Consider the following 25,611-nt stretch of genomic DNA (forward strand, 5'->3'; position numbering starts at 1 on the left):
GAGGCCAGGATCACGTCACCCGGACGGCTGCGAGAATGGCCGGGTGGAACCCGCACAGCCTGCCGACCGCGCACCGACCGACACCCCGCCCGACGGTCAGCCGCCGGTGCGTCCGACCGCCGGCGCGACCCCGCCGGCCGGGGAACCGGCCCTGGTCGAGTCGACCGGCCCGACGCCGCCGGCCGCCGCCGGGGAGTATTCCGCGCCGCCCCCGCGGAAGGAGAAGGCCCGGTCCGAGCGGTCGCCGAAGGACATGGCGCTGTCGCTGCTGGTGCTGCTGGTCCCCATCGCCCTGCTGCTCGCGTTCTACCGGGGGTTTCTCGGCGGCGACGAGCCGGTCAAAGTCGACCCGGCGCCCGCCGTCGAGCAGGCCCGCGCGGCCAACGCCTTCCCCGTCGCCGAGCCGCAGGGGCTGGGCTCCGACTGGCGTACGGTCAGCGCCCGCTACCAGACCGAGTCGGGTAGCGGGACGCTGCGCATCGGTTATGTGACCCCGGAGGGCCGGGGCGCGCAACTGGTCGAGAGCAACGTGCCGGCCGAGAGGCTGCTGCCGGCCGAGCTGAGCGGCGGCCAGCCGCAGGGCCCGGCCGACCTGCCCGGCGGGACGAGTTGGCAGCGGTACACCGCCCGGGGCAACGAGCAGGCCTTCGTCCTGCTGGAGCCCAACCGCACGGTGATCGTGGTCGGCGACGCGGGGGAGGCGGAACTGCGCGAGCTGGCCACCGCGCTGCGCTGACCGTCCCGCACCCGGACAGGGATTGCGGAACACCGCTTCAGGGAACAGAAGGGGGCACGAGCCCGCCGGAGCCGACCACACCGGCCGGACCGGGCTCGTGCGCCGGAGCCGGCGTCCGGGCTGCGGCGCCCCGACTCCGGCACCTCCGTGGGCCGGACGACCCACCTGGAGAGGTTGACGTGAAGATTCGACGCTTCAGCGCCACCGCGTTCGCCGCGGCGCTGCTCATCCCCGGCCTGGCCGCGTGCAACGACAACGGGACCGTCGGCGCGGGTGCCTCCGCGACCCCGGCCGCCTCCGGCAGCGCCGCCTCCGGCAGCATCGCGCCGAGCGGCACGCCCGGCGGCGACGCCAAGCAGGCACTGCTCGACTCCACCAACGCGATCCGCGACGGGAACTTCCGGTTCACCATGTCCGGCGCGGGCTCCACCGCCGAGGGCCAGGTGCACGAGCCCACCCAGAGCGCCGAGATGCGCATGACGATCGGCGACCCGTCGTCGGACCTGATGATGAAGCTGGACCTGGTCCACTACAAGCCGGACAGCTGGGTCAAGCTGGAGCTGGGCGGCAAGGCCGCCGCCAGCGTGCCCGGCCTGAAGAACCTCAACCTGGGCAAGTACCAGCACCTCGACCAGACCCGGATCCAGGGCAACCGGGCGCTCGGGTTCGACTTCGACAAGCTCGACCCGGCCGGCAGCGCCGTGCTGACCCAGGGCGTCACCGAGGTCCGGCAGACCGGCGAGGGCGCGTACGCGGGCACCGTCGACGTGTCGAAGGCGGCCGAGGCGGGCTCGCTCGACCCGGCCGTGATCACCGCGCTCGGCGCGCAGGCCCAGTCCGTGCCGTTCACCGCCAAGGTCGACCCGCAGGGCCGGCTCAGCGAACTGGTGCTCCAGATCCCGGCCGCCGGGCAGAGCGCCGCGCAGGACGTGAAGATCACCTACACGGACTACGGCAATGCCGCCGCCGCGCAGAAGCCGCCGGCCGACCAGGTCGTCGAGGCGCCGGCGGAGTTCTACAACCTGTTCAAGTGACCCGTTGCGGCGGGACGGCTCCGGCCGTCCCGCCGCTCAGTCCTCGGCGCGTTGCCGGGCCGCGTCGATGCGCTCCCGGGCGCCGTCCAGCCAGCGCTGGCAGATGCCGGCGAGCTGCTCGCCGCGCTCCCAGAGCGCCAGCGACTCCTCCAGCGAGGTGCCGCCCGCCTCCAGCCGCTCCACCACCGAGGCCAGCTCGGCGCGGGCCTGCTCGTAGCTGAGCCGCTCGTCCTTCGTCGTGTCAGTCATCGCGTCCCATTCCATCAGCCGTCCACGGTGGCGGTCAGCTCGCCCTCGGCGAGGCGGACCCGCAGCGGGTCGCCCTTGGTCACCTCGGACGCGGCGCGGACCACGTGCCCGTCGCCGCGCTGGACGATGGCGTAGCCCCGGTCGAGGGTGGCCGCGGGGGAGAGGGCGCGCAGCCGCGCCAGGGTGTGCCGCAGGTCGTCGCCGGCGGCGCCAAGCCGGTGATCCAGGCAGCGGCCGGCCCGGTCCCGCAGCGCCGTGACGTCGGTGGCCCGCTGGTCGACCATCACCTGCGGGCGCGCCAGCACCGGCCGGGACCGCAGTAGGTCGAGCCGGTGCTGCTCCCGGTCGACCAGGTTGCGCACCGCCCGCTCCAGCCGGGACCGGGCCTGGCCGATGAGGCGGACCTCCTCGGCCAGGTCGGGCACGATGCGCTTGGCCGCGTCGGTCGGCGTGGAGGCGCGTACGTCGGCCACGTAGTCGAGCAGCGGCGTGTCGGTCTCGTGGCCGATCGCGCTGACCACCGGCGTGCGGCAGGCGAAGACCGCCCGGCAGAGCGCCTCGTCGGAGAAGGGGAGCAGGTCCTCGATGCCGCCGCCGCCCCGGGCGATGATGATCACGTCGACCGCCGGGTCGGCGTCGAGCACCTTGAGCGCGCCGATGATGTCGGGCACCGCGCTCGGCCCCTGCACGGCCACGTTGACCGTGCGGAACTCCACGGCCGGCCAGCGGCGGCGGGCGTTGGTCAGCACGTCCCGCTCGGCGGCCGAGGCGCGGCCGGTGATCAGCCCGATCCGGCCGGGCAGGAACGGCGGCCGGCGCTTGCGGGCCCGGTCGAAGAGCCCCTCGGCGGCCAGCAGCTTCTTGAGCTTCTCCAGCCGGGCCAGCAGCTCGCCCAGCCCGACCTGGCGGATCTCGTCGGCGCGCAGGCTGAGCGTGCCCCGGGCGGCGTAGAACTCGGGCTTGGCGTGCAGCACCACCCGGGCGCCCTCGCGCAGCTCCGGTGCGCCCGCGTCGAGCACGTCGCGGTTGGTGGTGACGGTCAGGCTGAGATCCGCCGACGGGTCACGCAGGGTGAGGAAGACCGTGCTCGCCCCGGGCCGCCGGCTGATCTGCGCGACCTGCCCGTCGACCCACACCCACCCCAGGCGGGCGATCCAGGCGCCGATCTTCTGGCTCACCACCCGGACCGGCCACGGCTCCTCGGACGTGCTCCGCTCCACCTCGCTCACCCGCCCACCCTACGGCCCACCTCCGACGATCCCGTGCCCCGGACGTGGTACCGCTCGCCGTCCGGCCGGGAAGGAGAGGGCACGTACGATGGTCGGGTGACTGATGCTGAGACGACTCCCCGGACCGGCAAGCGCGTGCTCCTGGCCAAGCCCCGCGGCTACTGCGCGGGCGTGGACCGGGCGGTGCAGACCGTCGAGGAGGCGCTGAAGCTCTACGGCGCGCCGATCTACGTCCGCAAGCAGATTGTGCACAACAAGCACGTGGTGCAGACGCTGGAGGCCAAGGGCGCGATCTTCGTGGAGGAGAACGAGGAGGTGCCGGAGGGCGCCACCGTCATCTTCTCCGCGCACGGCGTGGCCCCCGAGGTCTACGAGCAGGCCCGGACCCGCTCGCTCAAGGCCATCGACGCGACCTGCCCGCTGGTCACCAAGGTGCACCAGGAGGCCCGGCGGTTCGCCGCCGAGGACTACGACATCCTGCTGATCGGCCACGAGGGGCACGAGGAGGTCGTCGGCACCGCCGGTGAGGCCCCCGCCCACATCCAGCTGGTGGACGGCCCGGACGGCGTCGACAAGGTCACCGTGCGCGACCCGAACAAGGTCGTCTGGCTCTCCCAGACCACCCTGTCGGTCGACGAGACCCTGGAGACCGTGGCCCGGCTCAAGCAGCGGCTGCCGCTGCTCCAGTCGCCGCCCAGCGACGACATCTGCTATGCCACCTCCAACCGCCAGCACGTGGTGAAGGAGATCGCCCCGGACTGCGACGTGGTGATCGTCGTGGGCTCGCGGAACTCCTCCAACTCCGTCCGCCTCGTCGAGGTGGCGGTGGACGCCGGCGCCCGGGCCGGGCACCTGGTCGACTTCGCGCACGAGATCGACGACGCCTGGCTGGAGGGGGCCCGCACCGTGGGGCTCACCTCGGGGGCCAGCGTGCCGGACGAGCTGGTCCAGCAGGTGCTCGCGCACCTGGCCGAGCGGGGCTTCGCCGACGTCGAGGAGATCACGACCGCCAACGAGCGGCTGACCTTCTCGCTGCCGCAGGAGCTCAAGCGGGACCTGAAGGCCGCGGCGGCCCGCGGCTGACGCGGCCGGAACGAAAGCCGTGCCGGCCGCGTCCAATCCGTCATGAAGACTCCTCGGACGGTTCTCGTCGCCCTGCTGGCCGGCGCGGCGCTGACCGCCTGCGCCGGCCCGGGCAGCGAGCCCGCCGGCCCCAGCCCGACGGGAGCCGCCCCGGTGACCAGCCAGCCCGACCCCGGACCCAGCGTCGGCCCCAGCCGCCCGGATCCCACCTGGAAGGGCGGCCCGTCGAAGCCGCCCGGCCCCGGCGCCACCACGCTCAGCGGGACGATCCGCGCCGGTGTCGAGCCGAACTGCCTGCTGCTCGACGACCACCTGCTGATCGGCGGCCCGCGCGACCTGCTCAAGCCCGGCGCCCGCGTGGAGGTCACCGGCCGCTCGGAGCCGGGCATGATGACCACCTGCCAGCAGGGCACCCCCTTCGTCGTCGAATCCGCCCGCCGCGCCTGACCGGGCCCGGCGCCCGGAAACGGCAGGAGCCCCGCCCCCACTGTGGGGGCGGGGCTCCTGGTTCTCAGCGGGTCAGTTGACCGCGCCGACCTCCACCGAGCCGCGGCCGACGACCGCGCCCTCGACGGTGGTGACGGCGAGGTCACCGTAGAGCTCCCGGCCGGCGGCCGGGGTGGACTTGGCGGTCACCGTGCCGGTCAGGGTGGCGGTGGCGCCGTTGGCCAGGGCCAGCGGGGTGCTGGGGGCGGTGAGCGAACCCAGCGCCGGGGCGGCGAAGGAGTCGCGGTAGTCGTACGCGGTGGTCGGGTCGCTCATCGCGTAGCCGTCGACGACCACCCGGTAGGTGCCGGCGGCCGGGTTGGTCAGCGTGACGGCCTCCTCCGAGTCACCGTCGGCCGACTGGCCCACCCGGGTCGCGCCGAGGAAGACCGACAGGTCCAGGTCGGCGCTCAGGTCGGACGGGTTGCCGATCCGGGCGGTGAACGAGGTGGCCCCGGCCGGGACGTCCACCGTGTATTCCTGGCGAGCGCCCTGGGCGATGCTCGGCCGCTCGGCGTGGACGCTGGCCAGCGGGCCGCCGACGCCGGTCACCTGGACCGGGCCGAAGGTGTTGGTCAGGCCCCAGCTCACCTCGGTCGGGGTGCCGGCGGTCACCGACGGCAGCTCGACCACGGCCGGCTCGACCTTGACGCCCTGCACCCGCGCCTGGAGCTGGAACGGGTTGTCCAGCGCCGGCGAGGTACGCCGGGCCTCGACCTCGATCTCCCAGACGCCCGGGATCGGGTTCTGGTAGTCCCGCTCCTGCGGCTTACAGGCGGCGGCGTCGGAGAAGTTGGTGTAGCAGGCGGTGCTCGCCGTGCTCTCGACCGGCACGCCGTACGGGTTGAAGGCGAGGAACCGGGTCTGCGAGCCGGTGGCGATGCCGGAGAGGTTGACCTGGAGCGCGCCCGCGCCCTCCGGAACCGTCACGAAGTAGGAGGTGAAGTCGTTGCGCTCGACCGAGCCACCCGCGGAGAACGAGTAGGCCGGCGCGGCGACCGCGGTCGGTGCGACGACGACGGTGGCGACCTCGAAATCGATCACCGAGGTCGCCGGGTCGTCGACGGTCATGATCGCGCCGTGCGCACCGGCGGTCAGCGGCTTGGCCTTCACCTTGACCGTGACGGTCTTGTTCAGCGGCAGCCACACGACCGCGGGGGCCGAGAAGGTGCCGTCGTTGCCGCGGAACGCGACGGTGTGCTTGAGACCCTTGTTCGGGCCGCTGGTGCGGGTCAGCTTGACCTCGTAGTAGCGGCTCTCCTTGACCTTCTGCCCGCCCTTGCCGGCCGCGCAGCGGTTGTAGATGCCGGTGCCCACGTTCGGGTTCGGCTCGAACACGCCGCTGTCCCTGTTGTACTTCGTCAGGTTGCCCGACAGCTCCGTGCAGACCGGGGCCGCGGAGGTGTAGGTCCGGGTCTGCACGCCGCCGGCGAGCAGGTCCCACGCGCCCGCCACGTTGAACATGCCGTAGCCCTGCGCGTACGTCGGGACGCCCGCGATCGGCTTGGCGGAGGTGTAGATGGCCCGGCGCAGCGCGGCCGGGGTGACGCCCTTGTCGGTCGCCTTGGCCGCCGAGAGCAGCAGCGCCGCGGCGCCGGTGGCCTGCGGCGAGGCCATCGAGGTGCCGTTCAGCATCTGGTAGCCCGGGGGCAGCGGGTAGCCGGCCTCGGGGACCGGGTTGCCGGGCTGCCAGGTCGGCGCGGTGGAGATGGCCGAGCCGGGGGCGGTGACGTTGGGCTTGAAGCCGCCGTCCTCACGCGGGCCGCGGGAGGAGAAGTTGAACAGCCAGTTGTCCTTGCGGACCACTGAGCCGTAGTTGGCCAGCCAGGTGTCCTTGCTGACGTTCGCGGCCACGCTGACCACGTTGCTGGCGACGGAGGGGTCGCCGACGGTGTTCAGGCCCGGGCCGGAGTTGCCGGCCGAGATGAACATCTGCACGCCGTAGGTGGTGATCAGCTCGTCGTAGAGGTTGGCGCGCGCGTTGGCGCCGTCGTTGAGCGCCGGCAGGCCGCCGATCGACATGTTGACCACGTCGACCTTGCGGTTGACCACGAGGTCGACCATGCCGGTGGTGAGCGCCGCGGCCGTGCAGCCACCGCCCCACGAGCAGGCCCGGGCGGAGACCAGCTTGGCGCCCGGGGCGGCGCCGTCGAAGGCGCTGTTGCCGAGCATGTCGTTGGCGGCGGTGATGCCGGCGACGTGGGTGCCGTGGGTCGCCTCGATGATGCCGATGTTGACGTAGTCGTAGTACGGGCCGGCCTGGCCGTCGGCCGGCGTGATGTCCACGTTCCGGCGGTACTCGACGACGAACGGGATCTGCTCGCGCACCGCGGTGGCCGGGTTGTCCGTGCCGAAGTGGCCGACCTGGAACTTCTCCTTGTACGGCCGCATGATCTCGTCGTCGGTGAAGTCGTTGTTCTGGTTGGCGTCGACCCGGATGTCGCCGTTCACCGGGTTGTAGAGGATGCCCCAGAAGTCGGTGGTGTCACCGTCGCGGTTGACGTCGCCCCGCGCGTCGTCCAGCGCGGTGATGTTCTCCCGGAAGACGTTGAACTTGTAGGAGCCGGCCGGCGCGGTCCAGGTGCCCAGCGTGTTGGTGAACGAGGGGCCCGTCACGTCGCTGGCCATGGCGCGCCAGGAGGCGTCCTCGAGCGGGTCGGTCGCGGTGACCCAGTCGACGATCTTGCGCTCGCCCGTGGTGGTCTTCTGCAGCGCCGGCTGGTCCAGGTCGACCCCGGAGTCCATGATGCCGATGGTGACGCCGCGGCCGTCCCAGGTCGGGTGCGCGGCCTTGAAGGCCTCCGCGCCGGTCTCGTTGGTCGGCATGTACGGGTTGACCGCGCCGGTGTCGGCGCCCGGGCCGGCCAGGGTCTCGCCCTGTTCGGCGGTCTTCGCGCCCGTGGGGGCGGCCTCGGGGGCCGGGTTCGGGAGCTTGATGGTCTCGTCGAGGTCGACGGCGGAGACGCCGGGGAGCGTCGCGGCCTTGAGGACCTTCGCGGTCGGGACCTTGGCCAGCACGTAGCCGACCTGGTCGTAGCGCTGGCTCACCGAGGCGCCCAGGCCGGCCAGACCGTCGGCGACCTTCTTGGCCGAGCCCTTCTTGGCGGCGATGATCAGGGTGACGGTCGGAGCGTGCTTCGCCTCCGCCTCGTCCAGCAGCTTGGCGTCGTGGGCGCCCAGGGTCTCGGCGGCGGTCGGCTGCGAGGCGTCGGGGGCGGCGGCGGGGGCTGCGCTCGCGGTCGCGGCGCCACCCCCGACGGTCATGGCGCCGGCCGCCAGGACCGAGGCGAAGAGCGCGGCGGAGGTACGCCGGCTCCGGTTGCGGGGTTGACTCACGTTCTCTTCCTCCAGAGAACAGGGCCCTACAGGAACAGGGCACACGTGACCGTGATCCTTCGGCCTGGCCCTGCCGGTGTCACTACTCCGAAGTGGGTTGTGACCACTCCGTGACGAGATGGGTCGTCATCGTCACGGCCGATGTGTCAACCGTCGATGCCTGCCGGCCGATCGGCCGATGTGGACACGCCCTCCACCAGCTCCGGGGCCTGCGGCTGGCGGGGGGCCAGCTCGACCTGTGCCGGGGCGGCCAGCTCCTGGTCGGACACGCCCAGCTCGGCCAGCTTGCGGGCGCTGACCAGCACCCGCGCCTCCAGCGAGCCGACCGCCCGGTTGTAGGCGGTGACCGCCCCGCTCAGCGCGCCGCCGAGCTTGCCCACGTGATCGCCCAGGGTGGACAGCCGCCCGTAGAGCTCGCGGGCCAGCGAGTGCACGGTCGCCGCGTTGCGGGCCAGCGCCTCCTGCCGCCACGAGTAGGCCACCGTGCGCAGCAGCGCCACGAGGGTGGCCGGGGTGGCCAGCACCACGTTGCGGGCGAACGCGTGCTCCAGCAGCGACGGGTCGCGCTGCAGGGCCACGTCGAGGAACGGGTCGGCCGGCACGAACAGCACCACGAACTCCGGCGTCTGGTCGAACGCCGCCCAGTAGGTCTTGGCGGCCAGCCCGTCGACGTGTGCCCGCAGGTGCCGGGCGTGCGCGTCGAGGTGGGTGTCCCGCCCTCGCTCGTCGCGCGCCTCCATGGCGGTCAGGTAGGCCTCGAAGGGCGCCTTGGCGTCGACCACCACGGTGCGGCCGCCGTGCAGCCGGACCACCAGGTCGGGGCGGACGCCCTGGTGGTCGGTGGCTGCCGTGACCTGCTCGTTGAAGTCGCAGTGCTCCAGCATGCCGGCCGCCTCGACGATCCGCCGGAGCTGGTGCTCGCCCCAGCGGCCGCGCACCTGCGGGGCGCGCAGCGCCGCGACGAGCTGCTTGGTCTCGGTGCGCAGCTCGCCGGAGACCGTGCTCATCGACCGCACCTGTTCGCGCAGCTCGGCGTAGGCGTCGACCCGGTCGCGCTCCAGCTCGGCGACCCGCTGCTCGTAGCGGCGGAGGGTGTCGTGCAGCGGCGCCACCGCCCGGGCCACCGCCTCCTGGGACTGCGCGGTCGCCTCGTAGCTGAGCGCCCGCATGGACTGCTCCAGCCGCCCCTCGCCCTCGCGGGTGGCGGCCAGGGTCGCCTCCAGCCGGGCGATCTCGGTGGCCGAGCGGGACCGGGCGGCCAGCCACCCCACGGCACCGCCCGCGGCGAGGCAGAGCACCACCACGGCCAGCGTCGAGAAGCTCATGCCGAAGAGCTTGCCAAACGGGTACGACGTGCGCCCGCTGGGTACGTTCGAGGTCATGGAGGTTGCCCTGTGGGTGGTCCTGATCCTGATGCTCGGAGGTGCCCTGGTGTTCTGGCGGTGGGGAAGCAGGTCCCGGCGGGCCACCGAGCTGGCCGACGCCCGCGCCGAGGCGCAGCGCTGGTACGAGCGGCTCGGCGGGCAGCTGATGAACCTGCACGGTGACGCCCCCGCGGTCCGCCAGGCGCTGGCCGACGCGGGCGAGCGCTACAACGCGGCCGGCTCCCAGCTCGAGCAGGCGGGCACCACGCACCAGTTCGCGCTGGCCCGGGAGACCGCGCTGGAGGGGCTGGCGTACATCCGGGCGGCCCGGACCGCCATGGGCATCGACCCGGGTCCGGAGCTGCCGCCGCTGGCCGCCGCGCGCGGCGCGGGCATGCTCACCAAGGAGCGCGAGGTCAACGTGCAGGGGCAGACCTACCGGGCCGGCCCCCAGCCGGGAAACCGGACGCCCTACTACTACCCGGGCGGAAACTGGCAGGGCCGCCCGGTGCCGGCCGGCTGGTACTCGACGCCCTGGTGGAAGACCGCGCTGGGCACCGGCGCCGGCGTGCTCGGCGGCATCCTGATCGCCGACGCGCTCTTCTCGCCCGCGTTCGCCGACCCGGGCTACGGCTACGAGGCCGGCTACCAGGAGGGCTTCAACGACGGCTTCGACGACGGCCAGGGCCAGGGCGGCGACTTCGGGGACCAGGGCCAGGACTACGGCGACCAGGGCCAGGACTTCGCCGGCCAGGGTGACTACGCGGGCGGGGACTTCGGCGGCGGTGACTTCGGCGGGGGCGACTTCGGCGGCGGTGACTTCGGCGGCGGCGACTGGTAGGCGCGCCGCACGGACGAGGAAGGCCCCGGTCGGCGGGACCGGGGCCTTCCTCGTCGTCCGGAGTCAGCCGGTGTTGCGCATGCCGGCGGCGATGCCGTTGACCGTGGTGAGCAGCGCCCGCTCCAGCGCCGTGCCGTCGTTGGGAGCCCGGCGCCCGCCCGGCGCGGTGGCCACCGCCCGGCCCGCGGCGCCGGAGTCCCGGTACTGCCGCAGCAGCGCCACCTGGAGGTGGTGCAGCGGCTCCAGGTAGGTGTCCCGCACGGCGAGGGTGCGCTGGAGCACGGGCGAGTTGTCCAGCAGGGCCGGCGCGGCGGTGACCGCCAGCACCTCCTGCTTGGTCAGCTCGTATTCCTGCTCGATCTTCTCGAAGATCGGGTGCAGCTTCTTCGGGACCAGGGTCTCCACGTAGCGCCGGGCGATGGTGAGGTCGGTCTTGGTCAGCATCATCTCGACGTTGGACAGGAACGTGCGGAAGAAGTGCCAGTTCCGGTTCATCTCGGCGAGCACGTCCTCCAGCCCGGCCGCGCGCGCGGCGGCCAGCCCGGAGCCCACGCCGAACCAGCCGGGCACGATCTGCCGGGTCTGCGTCCAGCCGAACACCCAGGGGATCGCCCGCAGGCCGGCTAGCCCGGCCCCGGTGTTCGGCCGCTTCGCCGGCCGCGAGCCGATGTTGAGCGCGCCGAGCAGCTCGGTCGGGGTGGAGGCCCAGAAGTAGGCCGGGAGGTCCGGGTCCTCGACCAGCGACCGGTAGGACCGGAACGCCGACTCGGAGACCACATCCATGGTCGCGTCCCAGCGTTCCAGCATCTCGGCCGGCTGCCGGGGCGCGGTGTGCAGCAGCGTCGCCTGGAGCACCGCCGCCACGGTCAGCTCCAGGTTCTCCCGGGCCAGCGCGGGCAGCGTGTACTTGTCGGAGATGACCTCGCCCTGCTCGGTCACCTTGATCGCGCCGTCGAGCGTGCCGTAGGGCTGGGCCAGGATCGCCTCGTGGGTGGGGCCACCGCCCCGGCCGACCGTGCCGCCCCGGCCGTGGAAGAGCCGCAGGTGTACGCCGTGCCGCGCGGCCACGTCCCGCAGCGCCCGCTGGGCGCGGTGGATGGACCACTGGCTGGTGGTGATGCCGGCCTCCTTGTTGGAGTCGGAGTAACCCAGCATCACCTCCTGCACGTCGCCGCGGGCCGCCACCAGCGCCCGGTAGGCCGGCAGGGACAGCAGCTCGTCCAGCAGCTCACCGCCGGCGTTCAGCTCGGTCGGCGTCTCCAGCAGCGGCACGATCCCGATGCGGGCCCGGCCGCTGTGCACGTCGACCAGGCCGGCCTCGCGGGCCAGCACGACCGCGGCGAGCACGTCGTCGACGCCGAGGGTCATCGAGATGATGTACGACTCGATCACCTCGGTGCCGAACCGGTCCTGCGCCTCGCGGATCGCCCCGAACACGTCGAACGTCTTCTGCGCCGACTCGGTGAGCGGGCTGTCCTGGGTGGAGAGCGGCCTACGGCCGGCCAGCTCGTCGGCGAGCAGCTTCGTGCGCTCCAGCCGGGTCAGCGACGGGTAGTCGGACACCTCGCCGACCGCCGCGTAGAGCTGGGTGAGCACCTCGTGGTGCTTCTCGGCGTGCTCCCGGACGTCCATGGTGGCCAGGTGCAGCCCGAACGCGGAGACCGTACGGATGGTCGAGGCGAGCCGGCCCACGGCGGTGAGCTGCCCGGAGTTGCGGGCCAGCGAGGCGCGCAGCAGCTCCAAATCGGCGATCAGCTCGGCCGAGCCGCGGTAGTCCCGCCCGGGCACGTGCGGCGTGCCGGTGCGCAGCCGCTCCCGGGTGTTGGCCAGCTTCGCCTTCACGCACCGCGCCTTGAGGCGGTAGGGCTCCTCGGCGTTGACCCGGCGGAACCGGGGCGCCACCTCGGGCAGCGCGTCCAGGTCGGTGGCGAGGCTGGCGGAGAGGTCGAGGGAGACCGCCCGCAGCCGGCGGGAGACGCTGACCTCGTTGATCAGCTGGTCCATGGCCTTCTCGGTGGCCTCGATGCCGTGCTCGTGCTGGATGCGCAGCACCTCGCGGGTGACCGTCGGGGTGACGAACGGGTTGCCGTCCCGGTCGCCGCCGATCCAGGTGCCGAAGGTCAGCGGGCGGGCGGTCGGCGAGGTCTCCACGCCGAGGGTGCGCAGCGTGTCGGCGAGGTCGTCGAGCACCTGCGGGGCGGCCTCGGCATGCAGGTCGCGCAGGTAGTAGATGGCGTTGCGGGCCTCGTCGGTCGGGTCCGGCCGGTCCAGCCGCAGCTCGTCGGTCTGCCACATGAGATCGAGCAGCTCGGCCAGGCGCCGGTTGGCCGGCCCCTCGTCGCTGGCGCCGTAGAGGATCGCGTTGGCGGTCTCGGTGTCCAGTTCGTCGGCGACCGCGCGCAGCTTGGACAGGATGGACCGGCGGGCCGCCTCGGTGGGGTGGGCGGTGAAGACCGGGCGTACCGCGAGCCGGCGGGCCGCGGCCGCGATCTCCTCGGCCGGCACGCCGCGCTCGGCGATCATCTTGGCCGCCTGGTCCAGCCAGCCGCCGTGGGTCGCCCGCCGGCGGCGCAGGTCGCGGGCCCGGTGCACCTGCTCGGTGATGTTGGCCAGGTGGAAGTAGGTGGAGAAGGCCCGGGCCAGCTTGGTGCCGGTGGTGACGTCGAGCCCGGCGAGGCGCTGGGCGGCGGCCGGCGGATCGGAGCGGACCTGGGCGCGGATCTCCTCGACCAGGTCGAGCAGGGGGCGGCCCTCCTGCCGGGCGAGGGTCTGCCCGAGCAGCGTGCCGAGGCGGCGGATGTCGGCCCGGAGAGCGGCGTCGGGGCCGTCGTGGTCGTGCTGGTCGGTCACGGTGCGCTCCTTACGCGAGGACGAAGGACAGCGCTGTCCGACTCTCTGGATGGTATCCGCGCGAGCCCCGGCGGAAGGAGGGGGACCGCGTGACGATCTGCACTCTGGGACACGCCGGCCGGCTCAGCCATGGGCGGTCGGCGCGTCGCGGGCGCCGGTGCGGGCGCGGGCCGCGCGCCGGTGGGTCCGGAAGATCGTCGCGGTGAGCAGGCCGGCGACCCCGAGCAGGGCCCAGAGGGTGAGCCCGGACAGCGTCCAGCCCGTCGAGCGGCGGTCGAAGTAGACCGCCGACTTGATCAAGTCGGTGGTCAGGCCGGGCACGTTCCACCGGTGCATCCCGCGCAGCCAGGCCGGCAGGAACTCGGGGGCGTAGATGCCGCCCGATCCGGGATTGCCGAGGACCACCAGCAGCAGGATCACGAGACCGGTGCCGAGCAGCCCGAGCCACGCCTGCACGGCGCTGGCGACCATCGCGGCGGCGAAGGCGGCCAGCGCGCCGACCGCGGCGACCGCCGGGAGGTCGTGGTGCCACACGTCGAGCACCGGGCCGACGATGGTGGCCCCGACGGTGCCCAGCACGACGGAGTAGACCGCCAGGGCGGCGATCCGGAGCCCGGCCCGGGGCAGGCTGACCGGTGCGGTGCCGGTGCTCAGGCCCAGTGCGGTGGACGCCAGGTAGCCGCCCAGCACGAGGCCGACCGCCAGGTAGAAGGGGACCAGCCCGCGCGGGTCGGTCGACTCCACGGGCACCTCGTCGGTGACCTGGATGGGCAGGTTCGCCTGCTGGGCGGCCTGACCGAGCACCTGGGTCACCAGCTCGGTGGCGGCCGGGGCGGAGGCGCTGGCGGTGGCCAGGTGCAGGCCGTTGTCCGGCCCGGAGGTGAGCACGGCGTACACCTCGCGGGTCGTGAGGCCGTCGTCGGCGGCGGCCCGGTCGTCGTACTCGACGGCTTTGATCTTGTCGGTGCGCTGGCGGACGGCGGCCAGCACGGCCTGGGCACGCTGGTCGCCGAGGACCACCCCGACGGGCACGTCGTGGGGCCGGGGTTGGTGCAGGGCGCCGACGTAGGCGGCGATGAACGCGGTGGCCAGGGCGAGCGTGCCGAGCAGCAGCGCCGCCGCGCGGGGCAGCCAGTCGCGTACCGGAAGGTTCCGCTGCGCCTCGTTCACGCGCTCAGCCTATTGCCCCCATATGCCCGGCTCGGGGGGTTTCCTCCGGCGGAATTCGCTGGCCCGGCCCGATAGCTTCGGATCATGTCGCTGCCCAGCTACCCCCCGAAGCCGAAGCCGGGCGACCGGGTCGCGGTCGTCTCGCCCTCCGCCGGCCTGCCCGGCCTCTTCCCGCACGTCCACGAGCTGGGCCTGCGCCGGCTCCGGGAGGAGTTCGGGCTGGAGCCGGTGGAGTATCCGACCACCCGGCAGATGGGCGCCGACCCGCGGGACCGGGCGCGCGACCTGACCGCCGCGTTCGCCGATCCGAGCGTGACCGCGGTGCTCGCCACGGTCGGCGGCGACGACCTGGTCACGGTCACCCCGTTCCTGGACGACGCGGTGCTGCGGGCCAACCCGAAGCCCTACTACGGCTACTCGGACAACACCAACGTCCTCAATCACCTCTACCGGCTGGGCATCGTGGCCTACCACGGCGGCTCGGTGCTCGTGCACCTCGGCCGGTCCGGCGCACCGCACCCGCTGACCTTCGACTCGCTGCGGGCGGCGCTGTTCACCTCCGGCTGGTACGAGCTGACCCCGGCGCCCGAGTGGGGCGACGAGCCCCGCGACTGGCGGGACCCGGCGACGCTCGCCGACGAGCCGGTGATGTTCCCCGGCGAGGGCTGGCGCTGGCACGGTCCGGCCCGGGCGGTGCAGGGCCGGACCTGGGGCGGCAACCTGGAGATCATGCACTGGTTGATGGCGACCGACCGGGTCCCCTCGGCGGCCGCGCTCGCCGGCTCGGTGCTGATCTTCGAGACCTCCGAGGAACTGCCCGACGCGCAGGAGGTCTTCCGGATCGTGCGCAACATGGGCGAGCGCGGGCTGCTCGCCGCCTTCCCGGCGATCGTGGTCGGCCGGCCCAAGGCGTGGGACTTCGACCGGCCGCACACCCTGGACGAGCGGCGGGCCTGGGGCGAGGCGCAGCGGGAGGCGATCCTCCGGGCCCTCGCGCCGTACGCCGACGACCCGGTGGTGGTCTTCGACGTCGACCTCGGCCACACCGACCCGCAGCTGGTCATCCCGTACGGCGGGGAGATCCGGGTCGACGCGGTCGAGCGCCGGATCGCGGTGCGCTACTGACCGTCGGCCGACACCCTCGCGTCCCAGTCGATCAGGTGGCGGTGGACGGGCCCGAACATCTGCTCCGGGTTGGGCAGGGCGGGCGGCCCGGCCTGCCCGGCCTTGGCCCGGTTGGTGGCGGCCGCGTTGCCCCCGATCAGCTCCACCCGGGTCCGGCGCAGCCGCTCGTACGCCCCGAACGCGGCGGCGTGATCGGGTAGGTCGCGCAGGCAGCGGGCCAGCTCGACGGCGCTCTCGATGGCGAGCGAGGCGCCCTGGCCGGAGCTGGACGACGGTGCGTGGACCGCGTCGCCGACGAGGACCAGGCGACCCCGGTGCCAGTGCGGTACGGACGGCATCCTCTCCATCGGCCCGGTGGCCATCAGCGTGTCGGGCGTGGTGTGGGCCAGCAACCGTTCCCCGGGAACGTGGCCCGCGTAGCGCTCGCGCAGCCGCGCCAGCCACTGCTCCGCCGGGACCCGCTGGACCTCTGCCCAGGTCAGCGGCTCGGTACGGGGGAGGCTGGCGAACCAGCAGACCCGGCCGTCGGGCAGCCGCCACCAGCCGATGAACGAGCTGCCGAAGGCGAAGTACATGGTGCCGGGCTCGGCGGCCGCCGCGTCCTCGGTGACCAGCCCGCCGAAGCCGAGCACGCCGGCGTACTCGGGCCCCGGTGCGGCCGAATCGATCAGCGTCCGGACGGTGGAACGGATGCCGTCGGCGCCGATCAGCACGTCCGCGTGGGCGGTGCCGCCGTCGGCGAAGAGGGCGGTGACCCCGTCCCGGCCCTCCTCGGCCCCGACCAGGCGCCGGCCGTATTCGATCTTCACGCCCTGGGCGAGCGCCTGTGCGGTCAGCGCCCCGTGCAGGTCGGCGCGGGCCATCGCGTGGGTGGCGGGCAGTCCGGGGAAGCCGTGGAACTCGGCGAGGCGGTTTCCCGCTCCGTCGGCCATGACCACGCCCGGGACCGCGTGGCCGGCCGCCCGCACCGCCTCCTCGGCCCCGACGATCCGCAGCGCCGCCAGCCCGTTCGGGGCGAGGCTCAGCATGGCTCCGACGCCGTCTGCCCCGCCCGGGTACGCCTCGTGCACCGTCGCCTCGATGCCCGCCCGGGCCAGCGCCATGGCGGTGACCGTGCCACCGATGCCGCCGCCGATCACCGTCGCCGTCCGTACCGTGCCCATCTGCCTACTCCCCTCGGTCGCGTAACAATGGGAATAGTTTCACTGAGACTAGTCCGTGTCAACTAGTTCCGATGGCTCTACGATCGCTGGCATGGACACCCTCGCCCGGAGCTCGCCGCTCGCTCTCACCGTGCTGGCCCTGCTGCACCACGAGCCGCTGCACCCGTACGGCGTGCAGCGGCTCATCAAGCAGTGGGGCAAGGACCAGGTGGTCAACGTGGGGCAGCGGGCGAGCCTCTACCGGACCATCGAGCGGCTGCACGCCGACGGCCTGATCGCGGTGCGGGAGACCGGCCGGGAGCAGGCCTATCCGGAACGCACCGTCTACGAGCTGACCGACGCCGGCCGGCGGGTCGCCCGCACGTGGCTGAGGGCGATGCTGGTCGAGCCCAAGCAGGAGTTCCCGCAGTTCCCGGCGGCCCTGTCGCACCTCGCGATGATCAGTCCGGCCGAGGCGGCGGAGCTGCTGGAGCGGCGCGCCGACCAGATCGGGCGGGCCCGGCAGGAGCGGGCCGCGGCTCTGGCGGCGCACGCCGACCTGCCCCGGGTGTTCCACCTGGAGGATGAGCACCTGGACGCGGTCACCGCCGCCGAGGAACGGTGGTTGCGCTCGGTCGTCGAGGACCTGCGTGCCGGCCGGCTCACGTGGTCGGCGCCCGCCGGCACGGATCCGGCCTGACCGCCGGGTGCGCTCCGGCGGCGCGGCCCCGACCGGCCGGGGTCAGCCGGCGACGACGGCGAACGCGCGGACCGGGAAGGTGCCCATGCCGGCCACACGCGGGGGCGCGGCGGTGAACCGGAACCCCTCCGGCGGCAGGGCGGCCAGGTTGGTCAGGTGCTCGACGATCGGCACCCCGGCGGCGAGCAGGGCGCTGTGCGCCGGGCGCTCCCCGGCCGCAGCCGGGGTCATGTCGTCGATGTTGATCGAGTCGATGCCGACGAGCGCGGCGCCCGCCTCGACCAGCCACTCCGTGCCGTCGGCGGTCAGGTAGGGCGCCTCGGGTCCGGCGTAACGGTCGGTGCCGAAGTGCCGGTCCCAGCCGGTGTGCAGCAGCACCGCCCGGCCGGCCACCTCGTACGGGGCGAGCAGCAGCCGGTCCACCGCCCGGGTGGCCTCGGGCACGCGGACCACCACGCCGGGCAGGTCGGCGAGGCGGTCCAGCGGGACGCCGGTCAGATCCGCGCCGTCCGCCCAGCGGTGTGCCGGCGCGTCCACGTAGGTGCCGGTGTTGGCGATCATGTCGATCCGGGCCACGTGGAACTCGACGCCCGGCGCGTACCGCTCCCGGGACGCCTCGCGGGTCAGCCAGTCGGTGATCCGGGGCGGCTGCCAGCCGGGCAGGGTGACCATGCCGTCGGTGACCACGTGGCTGAGCTCGACGAGCCGCCGCCCGCCGGGCGCCGGGGCGGCCACCCCGCGGCCGCCCTTGTGCGGCTCCTCCACGACCGTCCGGTTGGTGATCCGCACCTCGCCGACCATCAGCAGGCCGAGGTGCCGGACCAGGAGCGCGGCCAGCTCCTCGTCGGTGACCGTCGGGCCCGGGACGTCCAGCCGGAACCCGTCGGTGCGCAGCCCGCCGCCGTTCGCGAAGATCACCTCGGCGTCGAACACCGCCCGGTACTCACCCGTCATGCGCCCACCGCACCACGTCGGCCGGGAACCCGTCAAGATCGATCTCGCGAGCCCCGGCTGCGGCCCGGAATGTCCGGGGAGCGGGATAGTCTCGAACGGTGCCACCCCCGTCCGGCCGGACGCGGGGTCGTCGCCGTGCGCCGACCTCCTGGAAGTGATCGCAGATGCTCACCGGACTCTTCTCCGCCGCCCTGGCCGACCCCGGGCTGGCCCGGGCGCGTGACCTGGCGCGCTCCGGTGCCGCCCAGGTCGACGGCCTCGATCTCACCGCCCCCGCCGCGCTGCGCCCGTTCGCCGTCGCCGCGGTGGCCGCCGACGAGCCGGCCGGCGGCGCGGGCCGTCCCGTGCTCGCCGTGACGGCCACCACCCGCGAGGCCGACGACCTGGCCGCCGCGCTGGGCAGCCTGCTGCCGCCCGAGCAGGTGGCGGTCTTCCCGTCCTGGGAGACACTGCCGCACGAGCGGCTCTCGCCCCGCTCCGACACCGTCGGGCGCCGGCTGGCCGTGCTGCGCCGGCTGGCCCATCCCGGCTCGGCCGACGCGCACGGGCGCACCGGCCCGCTGCGGGTCGTCGTGGCGCCCGTCCGCTCACTGCTCCAGCCGCAGCTCAAGGGGCTCGGCGACCTGGAGCCGGTGCAGCTCGCGGCCGGTGACGAGGCGGACCTGGAGGAGGTCGCCCGCCGGCTCACCGACATGGCGTACGCCCGGGTCGACCTGGTCACCAAGCGCGGCGAGTTCGCCGTGCGCGGCGGCATCCTGGACGTCTTCCCGCCCACCGACGAGCACCCGTCCCGCGTCGAGTTCTGGGGCGACGAGGTCGAGGAGATCCGCACCTTCGCCGTCGCCGACCAGCGCACCATCGAAGGCGTCCCGCAGCTCTGGGCGCCGCCCTGCCGCGAGCTGCTGCTCACCCCGTCCGTGCGGGAGCGGGCCGCCGCGCTCGGCCAGGAGCACCCCGAGCTGGCCGAGATCCTCGACAAGCTGGCCGAGGGCATCCCGGTCGAGGGCATGGAGTCCCTCGCGCCGGCGCTGATCGGCGCCGACTCGATGGAGCTGCTGGTCGACTGCATGCCGGCCGGCACCCACGTGCTGCTCTGCGACCCGGAGCGGATCCGCACCCGGGCGCACGACCTGGTGCGTACCTCCGAGGAGTTCCTCCAGGCCAGCTGGGCCGCGGCGGCGGTCGGCGGCCAGGCCCCGGTCGACCTCGGCGCCGCCGCCTTCCGGACCCTGGCCGACGTGCGCACGGCGGCCCGCGCCCTGCGCCAGCCGTGGTGGACGCTGGCCCCGTTCGGTCTCGTCGAGGCCGACGCCGCGCCCGCCCGCCAGCCCTGGGAGGACGAGCCGACCGAGGTCGACGTCACCCCGGACGACGCCATCGCGGTGACCCTGGCCGCCCAGCCCGCCCCGCTCTACCACGGCGAGACCTCCCGGGTGGTCGACGACCTCAAGCGCTGGGCCGGCGAGGGCTGGTCGATCGCGCTGGTCTTCGAGGGCCACGGCCCCGCCCAGCGGGCCGTCGAGGTGCTCCGGGACGCCGGCCTCGGCGCCCGGCTCACCGAGGAGGTGCCGGCCGCGCCCACGCCCGGCGACCTGCTGGTCTCCTGCGGCTGCCTGACCGCCGGCTTCGTCGACGAGGCGTCGCGGTTCGTGCTGCTCACCGGCAACGACGTCACCGGCGGCCGGGGCACCTCGACCCGGGACATGCGCAAGATGCCGAGCCGGCGCCGCAACACCATCGACCCGCTGGAGCTGAAGGCCGGCGACCACGTGGTGCACGAGCAGCACGGCATCGGCCGCTACGTCGAGCTGGTGCAGCGCACGGTCAACGGCGCGAGCCGGGAGTACCTGGTCATCGAGTACGCGCCGAGCAAGCGTGGCCAGCCCGGCGACCGGCTCTTCGTCCCCACCGACCAGCTCGACCAGCTCTCCCGCTATGTGGGCGGCGAGCAGCCCACCCTGCACAAGATGGGCGGCTCGGATTGGCAGAAGTCCAAGGCCCGGGCCCGCAAGGCGGTCCGCGAGATCGCCGCGCAGCTGATCCAGCTCTACGCCGCCCGCAAGGCGTCCAAGGGGCACTCGTTCGGCCCGGACACCCCGTGGCAGCGCGAGCTGGAGGACGCCTTCCCCTGGCAGGAGACGCCCGACCAGCTCGCCGCCATCGAGGAGGTCAAGCGGGACATGGAGCAGACCGTCCCGATGGACCGGCTGATCTGCGGCGACGTCGGCTACGGCAAGACCGAGATCGCGGTCCGGGCGGCGTTCAAGGCGGTGCAGGACGGCAAGCAGGTGGCCGTGCTGGTGCCCACCACCCTGCTGGTGCAGCAGCACTACAACACCTTCGCCGAGCGGATGAGCCAGTTCCCGATCACCATCCGGCAGCTCTCCCGGTTCCAGACGCCGAAGGAGACCGAGCGGACGCTGGAGATGGTCGCCGACGGCACCGTCGACATCGTCATCGGCACCCACCGGCTGCTCCAGTCGGCCACCCGGTTCAAGCAGCTCGGGCTGGTCATCATCGACGAGGAGCAGCGCTTCGGCGTCGAGCACAAGGAGCACCTGAAGACGCTGCGCGCCTCGGTCGACGTGCTGGCCATGTCGGCCACGCCGATCCCGCGCACCCTGGAGATGGCGATCACCGGCATCCGGGAGATGTCCACCATCGCCACTCCGCCGGAGGAGCGGCACCCGGTGCTGACCTTCGTGGGGGCGTACGACGACCGGCAGGTGGCCGCCTCGATCCACCGCGAGCTGCTCCGCGACGGCCAGGTCTTCTACCTGCACAACCGGGTCGAGTCGATCGACAAGGCGGCCCGCCGCATCCGCGAGCTGGTGCCCGAGGCCCGGGTCGCGGTGGCGCACGGCCAGATGGGCGAGGAAGCGCTCGAGAAGGTGATGGTCGGCTTCTGGGAGAAGGAGTTCGACGTCCTGGTCTGCACGACGATCGTCGAGTCCGGCATCGACATCCCGAACGCCAACACCCTCATCGTCGAGCGCGCCGACCTGCTCGGCCTGGCCCAGCTGCACCAGATCCGCGGCCGGGTGGGCCGGGGGCGGGAGCGGGCGTACGCCTACTTCCTCTACCCGTCGGACAAGCCGCTCACCGAGAACGCGCACGAGCGCCTGGCCACGATCGCCCAGCACACCGAGCTGGGCGCCGGCATGTACGTGGCCATGAAGGACCTGGAGATCCGGGGCGCCGGCAACCTGCTCGGCGGCGAGCAGTCCGGGCACATCGAGGGCGTGGGCTTCGACCTCTACGTCCGGATGGTCGGCGAGGCGGTCTCCGCGTTCAAGGGTGAGCACGCGGAGGAGGAGACCGAGGTCAAGGTCGACCTCCCGATCGACGCGCACCTGCCGCACGACTACGTCGGTGTGGAGCGGCTGCGCCTGGAGATGTACCGCAAGCTGGCCGAGGCCCGCGACGAGGAGCGGCTGCGCGAGGTGGTCGCCGAGATGACCGACCGCTACGGCGAGCCGCCGGCACCGGTGCAGAACCTGGTCGCGGTGGCCCGGTTCCGGCTGCTGGCCCGGCGCTACGGCCTCACCGACGTGTCGATGCAGGGCAAGCACATCCGGTTCGGCCCGCTGCCGCTGCCCGACTCGAAGCAGCTCCGGCTCAAGCGCTACCACCCGGACTCGGTCTACAAGCAGGCGCTCGACCAGGTCAGCGTGCCCCGGCCGAGCACCCGCCGGGTCGGCGGCGAGCCGCTGCGCGACCAGGCGCTGCTGGAGTGGTGCGCCCAGCTCCTCTCCGATGTCCTCGGCGAGCCGGTGGCGGCGCAGCCGGCGGGGGCGGGGGCGCGGTGAGGTGGGCGGCGTCACAGCCGCACACCGGCCGTGAGAGAGTGACCGGCATGCGTGCTCGCCGTCTTGTCGCCGTCGCCAGCGTGGCGGTCGGCCTCGTCGCCCTCACCGGTTGCCGTACCGAGCCCGGGGTCGCCGCCTACATCGGTGACCACCGGGTCACCGAGGACCAGGTCACCTCGATCCTCGACGAGATGCGGGACGGGCTCTCCGCCTCGCCGGCCACGGCCGGGCAGGCCACCGCCCTGCTGCCGGGCCGCGACCAGGTGGTGGCCACCCTGGTGTTGCGGGACGTCTGCCGGAACCTCTCGGCCGACAAGGGCTACCAGCCGCAGGGCGAGGTCAGCGCGGCGCAGGTCGCCCAGCAGACGGGCCTGCCGGCCGACGCCGTCTACCCGCAGCGGGTGGCCGAGTTCTACACCTGCCTGTCGGGTGTGCCGGCCGGGGAGCAGGTCGCCCCCACCGAGAAGGAGCTGGCCGGCGTGATCGCGGCGGGCCGCACCGCCGGCGCCATCCCGGCCAACGTGACCGACCAGGAGGCCGCCAGCCAGCTCGACGGCAGCCAGCTCCGGTCCGCGCTGGCCACCCGCAAGGTGCTCGCCGACGCCATCGGCGGCTACGACGTGTCGGTGAACCCGCGCTACCGCCCGCTGCTCTTCCCGCTGCTCAGCTTCAAGGGCGACGTGCCGGCGGTCTCCGTGCCGCTGGGCGAGGCCGGCTCGGCGGTCACCGAGATCTCCACCCCAGAGCCGGAGTCGACCGAGCCGGGGTCGGCCGAGCCGAGCGCCTCGGTGGCGCCCTGAGCATGACCGCCCGCATCGTCCTGCTGGTCACCTCGCCCCGGCTGCCGGCCGGCCTGCTGACCGCGCCCGCCTGGGACGCCGTCCGTTCCGCGCCGGTGCTGGCCGGCGCCGAGAGCGAGCTGGCCCGGGCGGTCCGGTCGACGGGCGCCGAGGTCACGGTGGTGACCGAGGGCGCCACGCAGGCGCTGCTCGACGCGGTGGCCGCGCACGGCAACGCCGTGTGGCTGGCCGGCCCGGCCGGTGACGAGGCGCTCGCCCGTGAGCTGGGGCTGCGGCTGGCCCGCCAGCCCGGCCTCGCCGAGCTGGAGCTGATGTACGGCTCGTGGGACCCGCCCGGTGCCCGGCTGCTCGACGCGGTCGAGGTGATGGACCGGCTCGCCTCGCCCGGCGGTGATCCGTGGAAGCGGGCGCAGACCCATCGCAGCCTGGCCGGCTTCCTCCTGGAGGAGTGCTACGAGGCGTACGACGCGATCAGCGCCGACGACACCGACGCGCTGCGCGAGGAACTGGGCGACGTGCTGCTCCAGGTGCTGCTGCACGCCCGGCTGGCCGAGGACCTGCCGGAGGGGAAGCGCTGGACGGTCGACGACGTGGCCGGCGGCCTGGTCGACAAGATGGTCCGGCGCAACCCGCACGTCTTCTCCGGTGAGCAGGCCGGCTCGATCGAGGAGATCGAGGCGAACTGGGAGCGGATTAAGCGGGCCGAGAAGACCCGCGAGTCGGTGCTGGACGGCATCGCGCTGAGCCAGCCCGCGCTCGCCCTGGCCGCGAAGATCCTGGACCGCGCCGGCCGCGTCGGCCTGGCCGTCCCCCCACCGCTGGCGGAGTCGCAGGTCGACCCCGAGGCGCGTCTCGGCGCCGGCCTGCTGGCCACGGTGGCCGCCGCACGGCAGGCCGGCATCGACCCCGAGGCCGCCCTCCGCCGCGCCACCCTGGCGTACGCCGACGCCGTCCGCGCCGCCGAACGGGCCGCCGAGTCGAGTTGACCAAGAGGTTCGCGTCAGCCGGAGCGGTTTTCCCGACGCAAACTTCTTGATCAACCCAAGCGACGGCTGTGGGTGGTGGTCGGTAGGGTTTCGCGCATGGAGTCGTTTGTGCCGCTTGCCGAGCGGATCGTCGAGGCGTTGCTGGAGAGCCGGCCCGGGCTGGCCACGTCGGCCGGGGACCACCGGTACGACGACCGGCTGCCCGACCTCTCCGCCGACGCCCTCGCCGCCGACCAGGCGATGCTCAAGGACGCGGCCGACGCGCTCTCCGAGATCGACCCCGACTCGCTCGACGTCGAGGAGCGGGTCGACCACGCGCTGCTCAGCAGCATGGTCGACCGGGGGCTGTTCGAGGCCACCGAGATCCGCAGCCACGAGTGGGACCCGCTGCAGCACAATCCCGGCCCACTGCTGCACGCCCTCCTGGCCCGTCCGTACGCGCCGGTCGAGGAGCGGCTGACGCACCTGGCCGGGCGGCTGGCGGCCGTACCCGACGCCCTGGCGACCGCGCGCGCGACGCTGCGCGACATGCCGCGGATCCACGCCGAGACGGCGGTGGGGCAGTTCACCGGCACGGCGGCGCTGATCCGCGACGAGGTGCCCGCGCTGCTCGCGCAGGCGCCCGCGCTGCACGACCGCGTTGAGCCGGCCGCCACCGCGGCGATCGCCGCACTGGAGGAGTTCGTGGCCTGGCTGCGCATCGGCCTGGCCGCCGACGCGGGCCCGGGGCGCGACCCCCGGCTGGGCCGGCGGCGCTGGGAGGCGCGGCTCTGGCACACCCTCGACACCGAGCTGAGCGCCGCCGAGGTCCAGCGCCGTGCCTGGGCCAACCTCGACCGGATCACCGACGAGATCCGGGCGGCGGCCGTCGAGCTGGTCGGCGGCCCGGCCGACGACGAGACCGTCCGCCGGGCGCTGGACCTGCTCGCCGCCGAGCACCCGGATGACGCCACCATCGTCGACCTCGCCTCGGTCACGCTCGACGAGGCGACCGACTTCGTCCGGGCCCACGACCTGGTCAGCCTGGTCGACGACCCGTGCGTGATCCAGGAGATGCCGGAGTTCGCCCGGGGCGTGGCGGTGGCCTACTGCGACTCGCCGGGCCCGCTGGAGACGGCCGACGTGCCGACCTTCTACTGCATCGCGCCCACCCCCGCGGACTGGCCGGCACAGCGGGTCGAGTCGTTCTACCGCGAATACAACGACCACATGATCCGCAACCTGACCGTGCACGAGGCGATGCCCGGCCACTTCCTGCAGCTCGCCCACTCCCGCCGCCACGCCGGCCCGACCCGGGTGCGCGCGCTCACCGAGTCCGGGGTGTTCATCGAGGGCTGGGCGGTCTACACCGAGGAGCTGATGGCCGGGCTGGGCTTCGGCGGGCTCCCGGTCCGGCTCCAGCAGCTCAAGATGCAGCTCCGGATGACCATCAACGCGCTGCTCGACCAGCTCGTGCACTGCGAGGACCTGCCCGAGTCGGAGGCCATGGCGCTGATGACCGGGCGCGGCTTCCAGGAGGAGGGTGAGGCGGGCGGCAAGTGGCGGCGGGCGCTGCTCACCTCCACCCAGCTGTCCACCTACTTCGTCGGCTACAGCGAGATGGCCGACATCGCCCGGGCCCGGCCCGACGGGGTGTCGCCGCGCGACTGGCACGACGCCATGCTGGCGCACGACTGCCCGCCGCCGCGGCACCTGCGGACGCTGCTGGGGATCTGAC

19 protein-coding genes are annotated in these 25,611 nt (G+C 73.7%); 11 read left to right on the forward strand and 8 right to left on the reverse strand.

Annotated features, from left to right (window positions below):
* Window positions 1-43: 43 nt before the first annotated feature.
* Together ABZW14_RS03630 and ABZW14_RS03635 are read left to right on the forward strand one after the other, a co-directional pair.
* Window positions 44-736 carry a DUF4245 family protein gene (locus tag ABZW14_RS03630; RefSeq protein WP_355339094.1) on the forward strand — a complete coding sequence of 231 codons (693 nt, stop codon included), beginning with the start codon at window positions 44-46 and terminating at the stop codon, window positions 734-736.
* Window positions 737-915: 179 nt separating this feature from the next.
* Window positions 916-1,770: a hypothetical protein gene (locus tag ABZW14_RS03635; RefSeq protein WP_355339097.1), complete on the forward strand. Its 855-nt coding sequence runs from the start codon at window positions 916-918 to the stop codon at window positions 1,768-1,770.
* Window positions 1,771-1,806: 36 nt separating this feature from the next.
* On the opposite strand, the gene ABZW14_RS03640 is transcribed toward ABZW14_RS03635, so the two are convergent.
* Both ABZW14_RS03640 and xseA read right to left on the reverse strand, forming a co-directional pair.
* Complete coding sequence (locus ABZW14_RS03640) at window positions 1,807-2,019, reverse strand: exodeoxyribonuclease VII small subunit (RefSeq protein ID WP_355339099.1); 213 nt, start codon at window positions 2,017-2,019, stop codon at window positions 1,807-1,809.
* Window positions 2,020-2,033: 14 nt separating this feature from the next.
* Window positions 2,034-3,248, reverse strand: a complete 1,215-nt coding sequence (gene xseA / locus ABZW14_RS03645) for an exodeoxyribonuclease VII large subunit (RefSeq protein WP_355339102.1) — start codon at window positions 3,246-3,248, stop codon at window positions 2,034-2,036.
* Between the two features lie 96 nt (window positions 3,249-3,344).
* On the opposite strand from xseA, the gene ABZW14_RS03650 reads away from it, so the two are divergent.
* On the forward strand, window positions 3,345-4,331 hold the full coding sequence (locus tag ABZW14_RS03650; protein ID WP_355339105.1) for a 4-hydroxy-3-methylbut-2-enyl diphosphate reductase: 987 nt from the start codon (window positions 3,345-3,347) through the stop codon (window positions 4,329-4,331).
* Between the two features lie 42 nt (window positions 4,332-4,373).
* Window positions 4,374-4,778 carry a hypothetical protein gene (locus tag ABZW14_RS03655; protein ID WP_355339108.1) on the forward strand — a complete coding sequence of 135 codons (405 nt, stop codon included), beginning with the start codon at window positions 4,374-4,376 and terminating at the stop codon, window positions 4,776-4,778.
* 72 nt (window positions 4,779-4,850) lie between these two features.
* On the opposite strand, the gene ABZW14_RS03660 is transcribed toward ABZW14_RS03655, so the two are convergent.
* Both ABZW14_RS03660 and ABZW14_RS03665 read right to left on the reverse strand, forming a co-directional pair.
* A complete protein-coding gene (locus ABZW14_RS03660) occupies window positions 4,851-8,153 on the reverse strand; it encodes a S8 family serine peptidase (RefSeq protein ID WP_355339111.1) in 3,303 nt (1,100 codons plus the stop codon).
* Window positions 8,154-8,299: 146 nt separating this feature from the next.
* Window positions 8,300-9,478, reverse strand: a complete 1,179-nt coding sequence (locus ABZW14_RS03665; RefSeq protein ID WP_355339113.1) for a DNA recombination protein RmuC — start codon at window positions 9,476-9,478, stop codon at window positions 8,300-8,302.
* A 55-nt stretch (window positions 9,479-9,533) separates the two neighbouring features.
* Between ABZW14_RS03665 and ABZW14_RS03670 the strand changes: the two genes are divergently transcribed.
* A complete protein-coding gene (locus ABZW14_RS03670; RefSeq protein WP_355339116.1) occupies window positions 9,534-10,358 on the forward strand; it encodes a hypothetical protein in 825 nt (274 codons plus the stop codon).
* A gap of 63 nt (window positions 10,359-10,421) precedes the next feature.
* Here the strand turns inward: ABZW14_RS03670 and ppc are convergent, their stop codons facing one another.
* Both ppc and ABZW14_RS03680 read right to left on the reverse strand, forming a co-directional pair.
* Window positions 10,422-13,208, reverse strand: a complete 2,787-nt coding sequence (ppc, locus tag ABZW14_RS03675; protein WP_355339119.1) for a phosphoenolpyruvate carboxylase — start codon at window positions 13,206-13,208, stop codon at window positions 10,422-10,424.
* 123 nt (window positions 13,209-13,331) lie between these two features.
* Window positions 13,332-14,378 carry a hypothetical protein gene (locus tag ABZW14_RS03680; RefSeq protein ID WP_355339122.1) on the reverse strand — a complete coding sequence of 349 codons (1,047 nt, stop codon included), beginning with the start codon at window positions 14,376-14,378 and terminating at the stop codon, window positions 13,332-13,334.
* An 84-nt stretch (window positions 14,379-14,462) separates the two neighbouring features.
* Between ABZW14_RS03680 and ABZW14_RS03685 the strand changes: the two genes are divergently transcribed.
* Window positions 14,463-15,503, forward strand: a complete 1,041-nt coding sequence (locus ABZW14_RS03685; RefSeq protein WP_355339125.1) for a S66 peptidase family protein — start codon at window positions 14,463-14,465, stop codon at window positions 15,501-15,503.
* On the opposite strand, the gene ABZW14_RS03690 is transcribed toward ABZW14_RS03685, so the two are convergent.
* Window positions 15,497-16,666 carry an FAD-dependent monooxygenase gene (locus ABZW14_RS03690; RefSeq protein ID WP_355339128.1) on the reverse strand — a complete coding sequence of 390 codons (1,170 nt, stop codon included), beginning with the start codon at window positions 16,664-16,666 and terminating at the stop codon, window positions 15,497-15,499. The genes ABZW14_RS03685 and ABZW14_RS03690 overlap by 7 nt on opposite strands.
* Before the next feature lie 91 nt (window positions 16,667-16,757).
* On the opposite strand from ABZW14_RS03690, the gene ABZW14_RS03695 reads away from it, so the two are divergent.
* Complete coding sequence (locus ABZW14_RS03695) at window positions 16,758-17,345, forward strand: PadR family transcriptional regulator (RefSeq protein ID WP_355339131.1); 588 nt, start codon at window positions 16,758-16,760, stop codon at window positions 17,343-17,345.
* Window positions 17,346-17,387: 42 nt separating this feature from the next.
* Here ABZW14_RS03695 and ABZW14_RS03700 read toward each other — a convergent pair whose 3' ends face one another.
* Entirely contained in the window at window positions 17,388-18,299 is a 912-nt protein-coding gene (locus tag ABZW14_RS03700; protein WP_355339134.1) for a cyclase family protein, read from the reverse strand.
* Window positions 18,300-18,463: 164 nt separating this feature from the next.
* Here ABZW14_RS03700 and mfd point away from each other — a divergent pair, with 164 nt between their 5' ends.
* The 4 genes from mfd to ABZW14_RS03720 all read left to right on the forward strand — a co-directional run bounded on the left by mfd (window position 18,464) and on the right by ABZW14_RS03720 (window position 25,610).
* Window positions 18,464-22,108, forward strand: coding sequence for a transcription-repair coupling factor (gene mfd, locus ABZW14_RS03705; RefSeq protein ID WP_355339137.1), 3,645 nt, complete (start codon window positions 18,464-18,466; stop codon window positions 22,106-22,108).
* A gap of 47 nt (window positions 22,109-22,155) precedes the next feature.
* Window positions 22,156-22,908: a hypothetical protein gene (locus ABZW14_RS03710; RefSeq protein ID WP_355339140.1), complete on the forward strand. Its 753-nt coding sequence runs from the start codon at window positions 22,156-22,158 to the stop codon at window positions 22,906-22,908.
* Between the two features lie 2 nt (window positions 22,909-22,910).
* Complete coding sequence (locus ABZW14_RS03715; protein WP_355339143.1) at window positions 22,911-23,894, forward strand: nucleoside triphosphate pyrophosphohydrolase; 984 nt, start codon at window positions 22,911-22,913, stop codon at window positions 23,892-23,894.
* Window positions 23,895-23,990: 96 nt separating this feature from the next.
* The gene (locus ABZW14_RS03720; protein ID WP_355339146.1) at window positions 23,991-25,610 is read left to right on the forward strand and encodes a DUF885 domain-containing protein; all 1,620 of its coding nucleotides are present in this window, start codon (window positions 23,991-23,993) and stop codon (window positions 25,608-25,610) included.
* The last annotated feature ends 1 nt before the right edge of the window (window position 25,611 follow it).

Source organism: Micromonospora sp. NPDC004551, assembly GCF_040609975.1.
Classification (GTDB): domain Bacteria; phylum Actinomycetota; class Actinomycetes; order Mycobacteriales; family Micromonosporaceae; genus Micromonospora.

Bases quoted from the DNA above. Each gene is read 5' to 3' on its own strand.
- ABZW14_RS03640 (WP_355339099.1), bottom strand. From the start codon at position 2,019: ATGACTGACACGACGAAGGACGAGCGGCTCAGCTACGAGCAGGCCCGC.
- ABZW14_RS03655 (WP_355339108.1), top strand. From the start codon at position 4,374: ATGAAGACTCCTCGGACGGTTCTCGTCGCCCTGCTGGCCGGCGCGGCG.
- ABZW14_RS03665 (WP_355339113.1), bottom strand. From the start codon at position 9,478: ATGAGCTTCTCGACGCTGGCCGTGGTGGTGCTCTGCCTCGCCGCGGGC.
- ABZW14_RS03670 (WP_355339116.1), top strand. From the start codon at position 9,534: ATGGAGGTTGCCCTGTGGGTGGTCCTGATCCTGATGCTCGGAGGTGCC.
- ABZW14_RS03685 (WP_355339125.1), top strand. From the start codon at position 14,463: ATGTCGCTGCCCAGCTACCCCCCGAAGCCGAAGCCGGGCGACCGGGTC.
- ABZW14_RS03690 (WP_355339128.1), bottom strand. From the start codon at position 16,666: ATGGGCACGGTACGGACGGCGACGGTGATCGGCGGCGGCATCGGTGGC.
- ABZW14_RS03695 (WP_355339131.1), top strand. From the start codon at position 16,758: ATGGACACCCTCGCCCGGAGCTCGCCGCTCGCTCTCACCGTGCTGGCC.
- ABZW14_RS03700 (WP_355339134.1), bottom strand. From the start codon at position 18,299: ATGACGGGTGAGTACCGGGCGGTGTTCGACGCCGAGGTGATCTTCGCG.
- mfd (WP_355339137.1), top strand. From the start codon at position 18,464: ATGCTCACCGGACTCTTCTCCGCCGCCCTGGCCGACCCCGGGCTGGCC.
- ABZW14_RS03710 (WP_355339140.1), top strand. From the start codon at position 22,156: ATGCGTGCTCGCCGTCTTGTCGCCGTCGCCAGCGTGGCGGTCGGCCTC.
- ABZW14_RS03715 (WP_355339143.1), top strand. From the start codon at position 22,911: ATGACCGCCCGCATCGTCCTGCTGGTCACCTCGCCCCGGCTGCCGGCC.
- ABZW14_RS03720 (WP_355339146.1), top strand. From the start codon at position 23,991: ATGGAGTCGTTTGTGCCGCTTGCCGAGCGGATCGTCGAGGCGTTGCTG.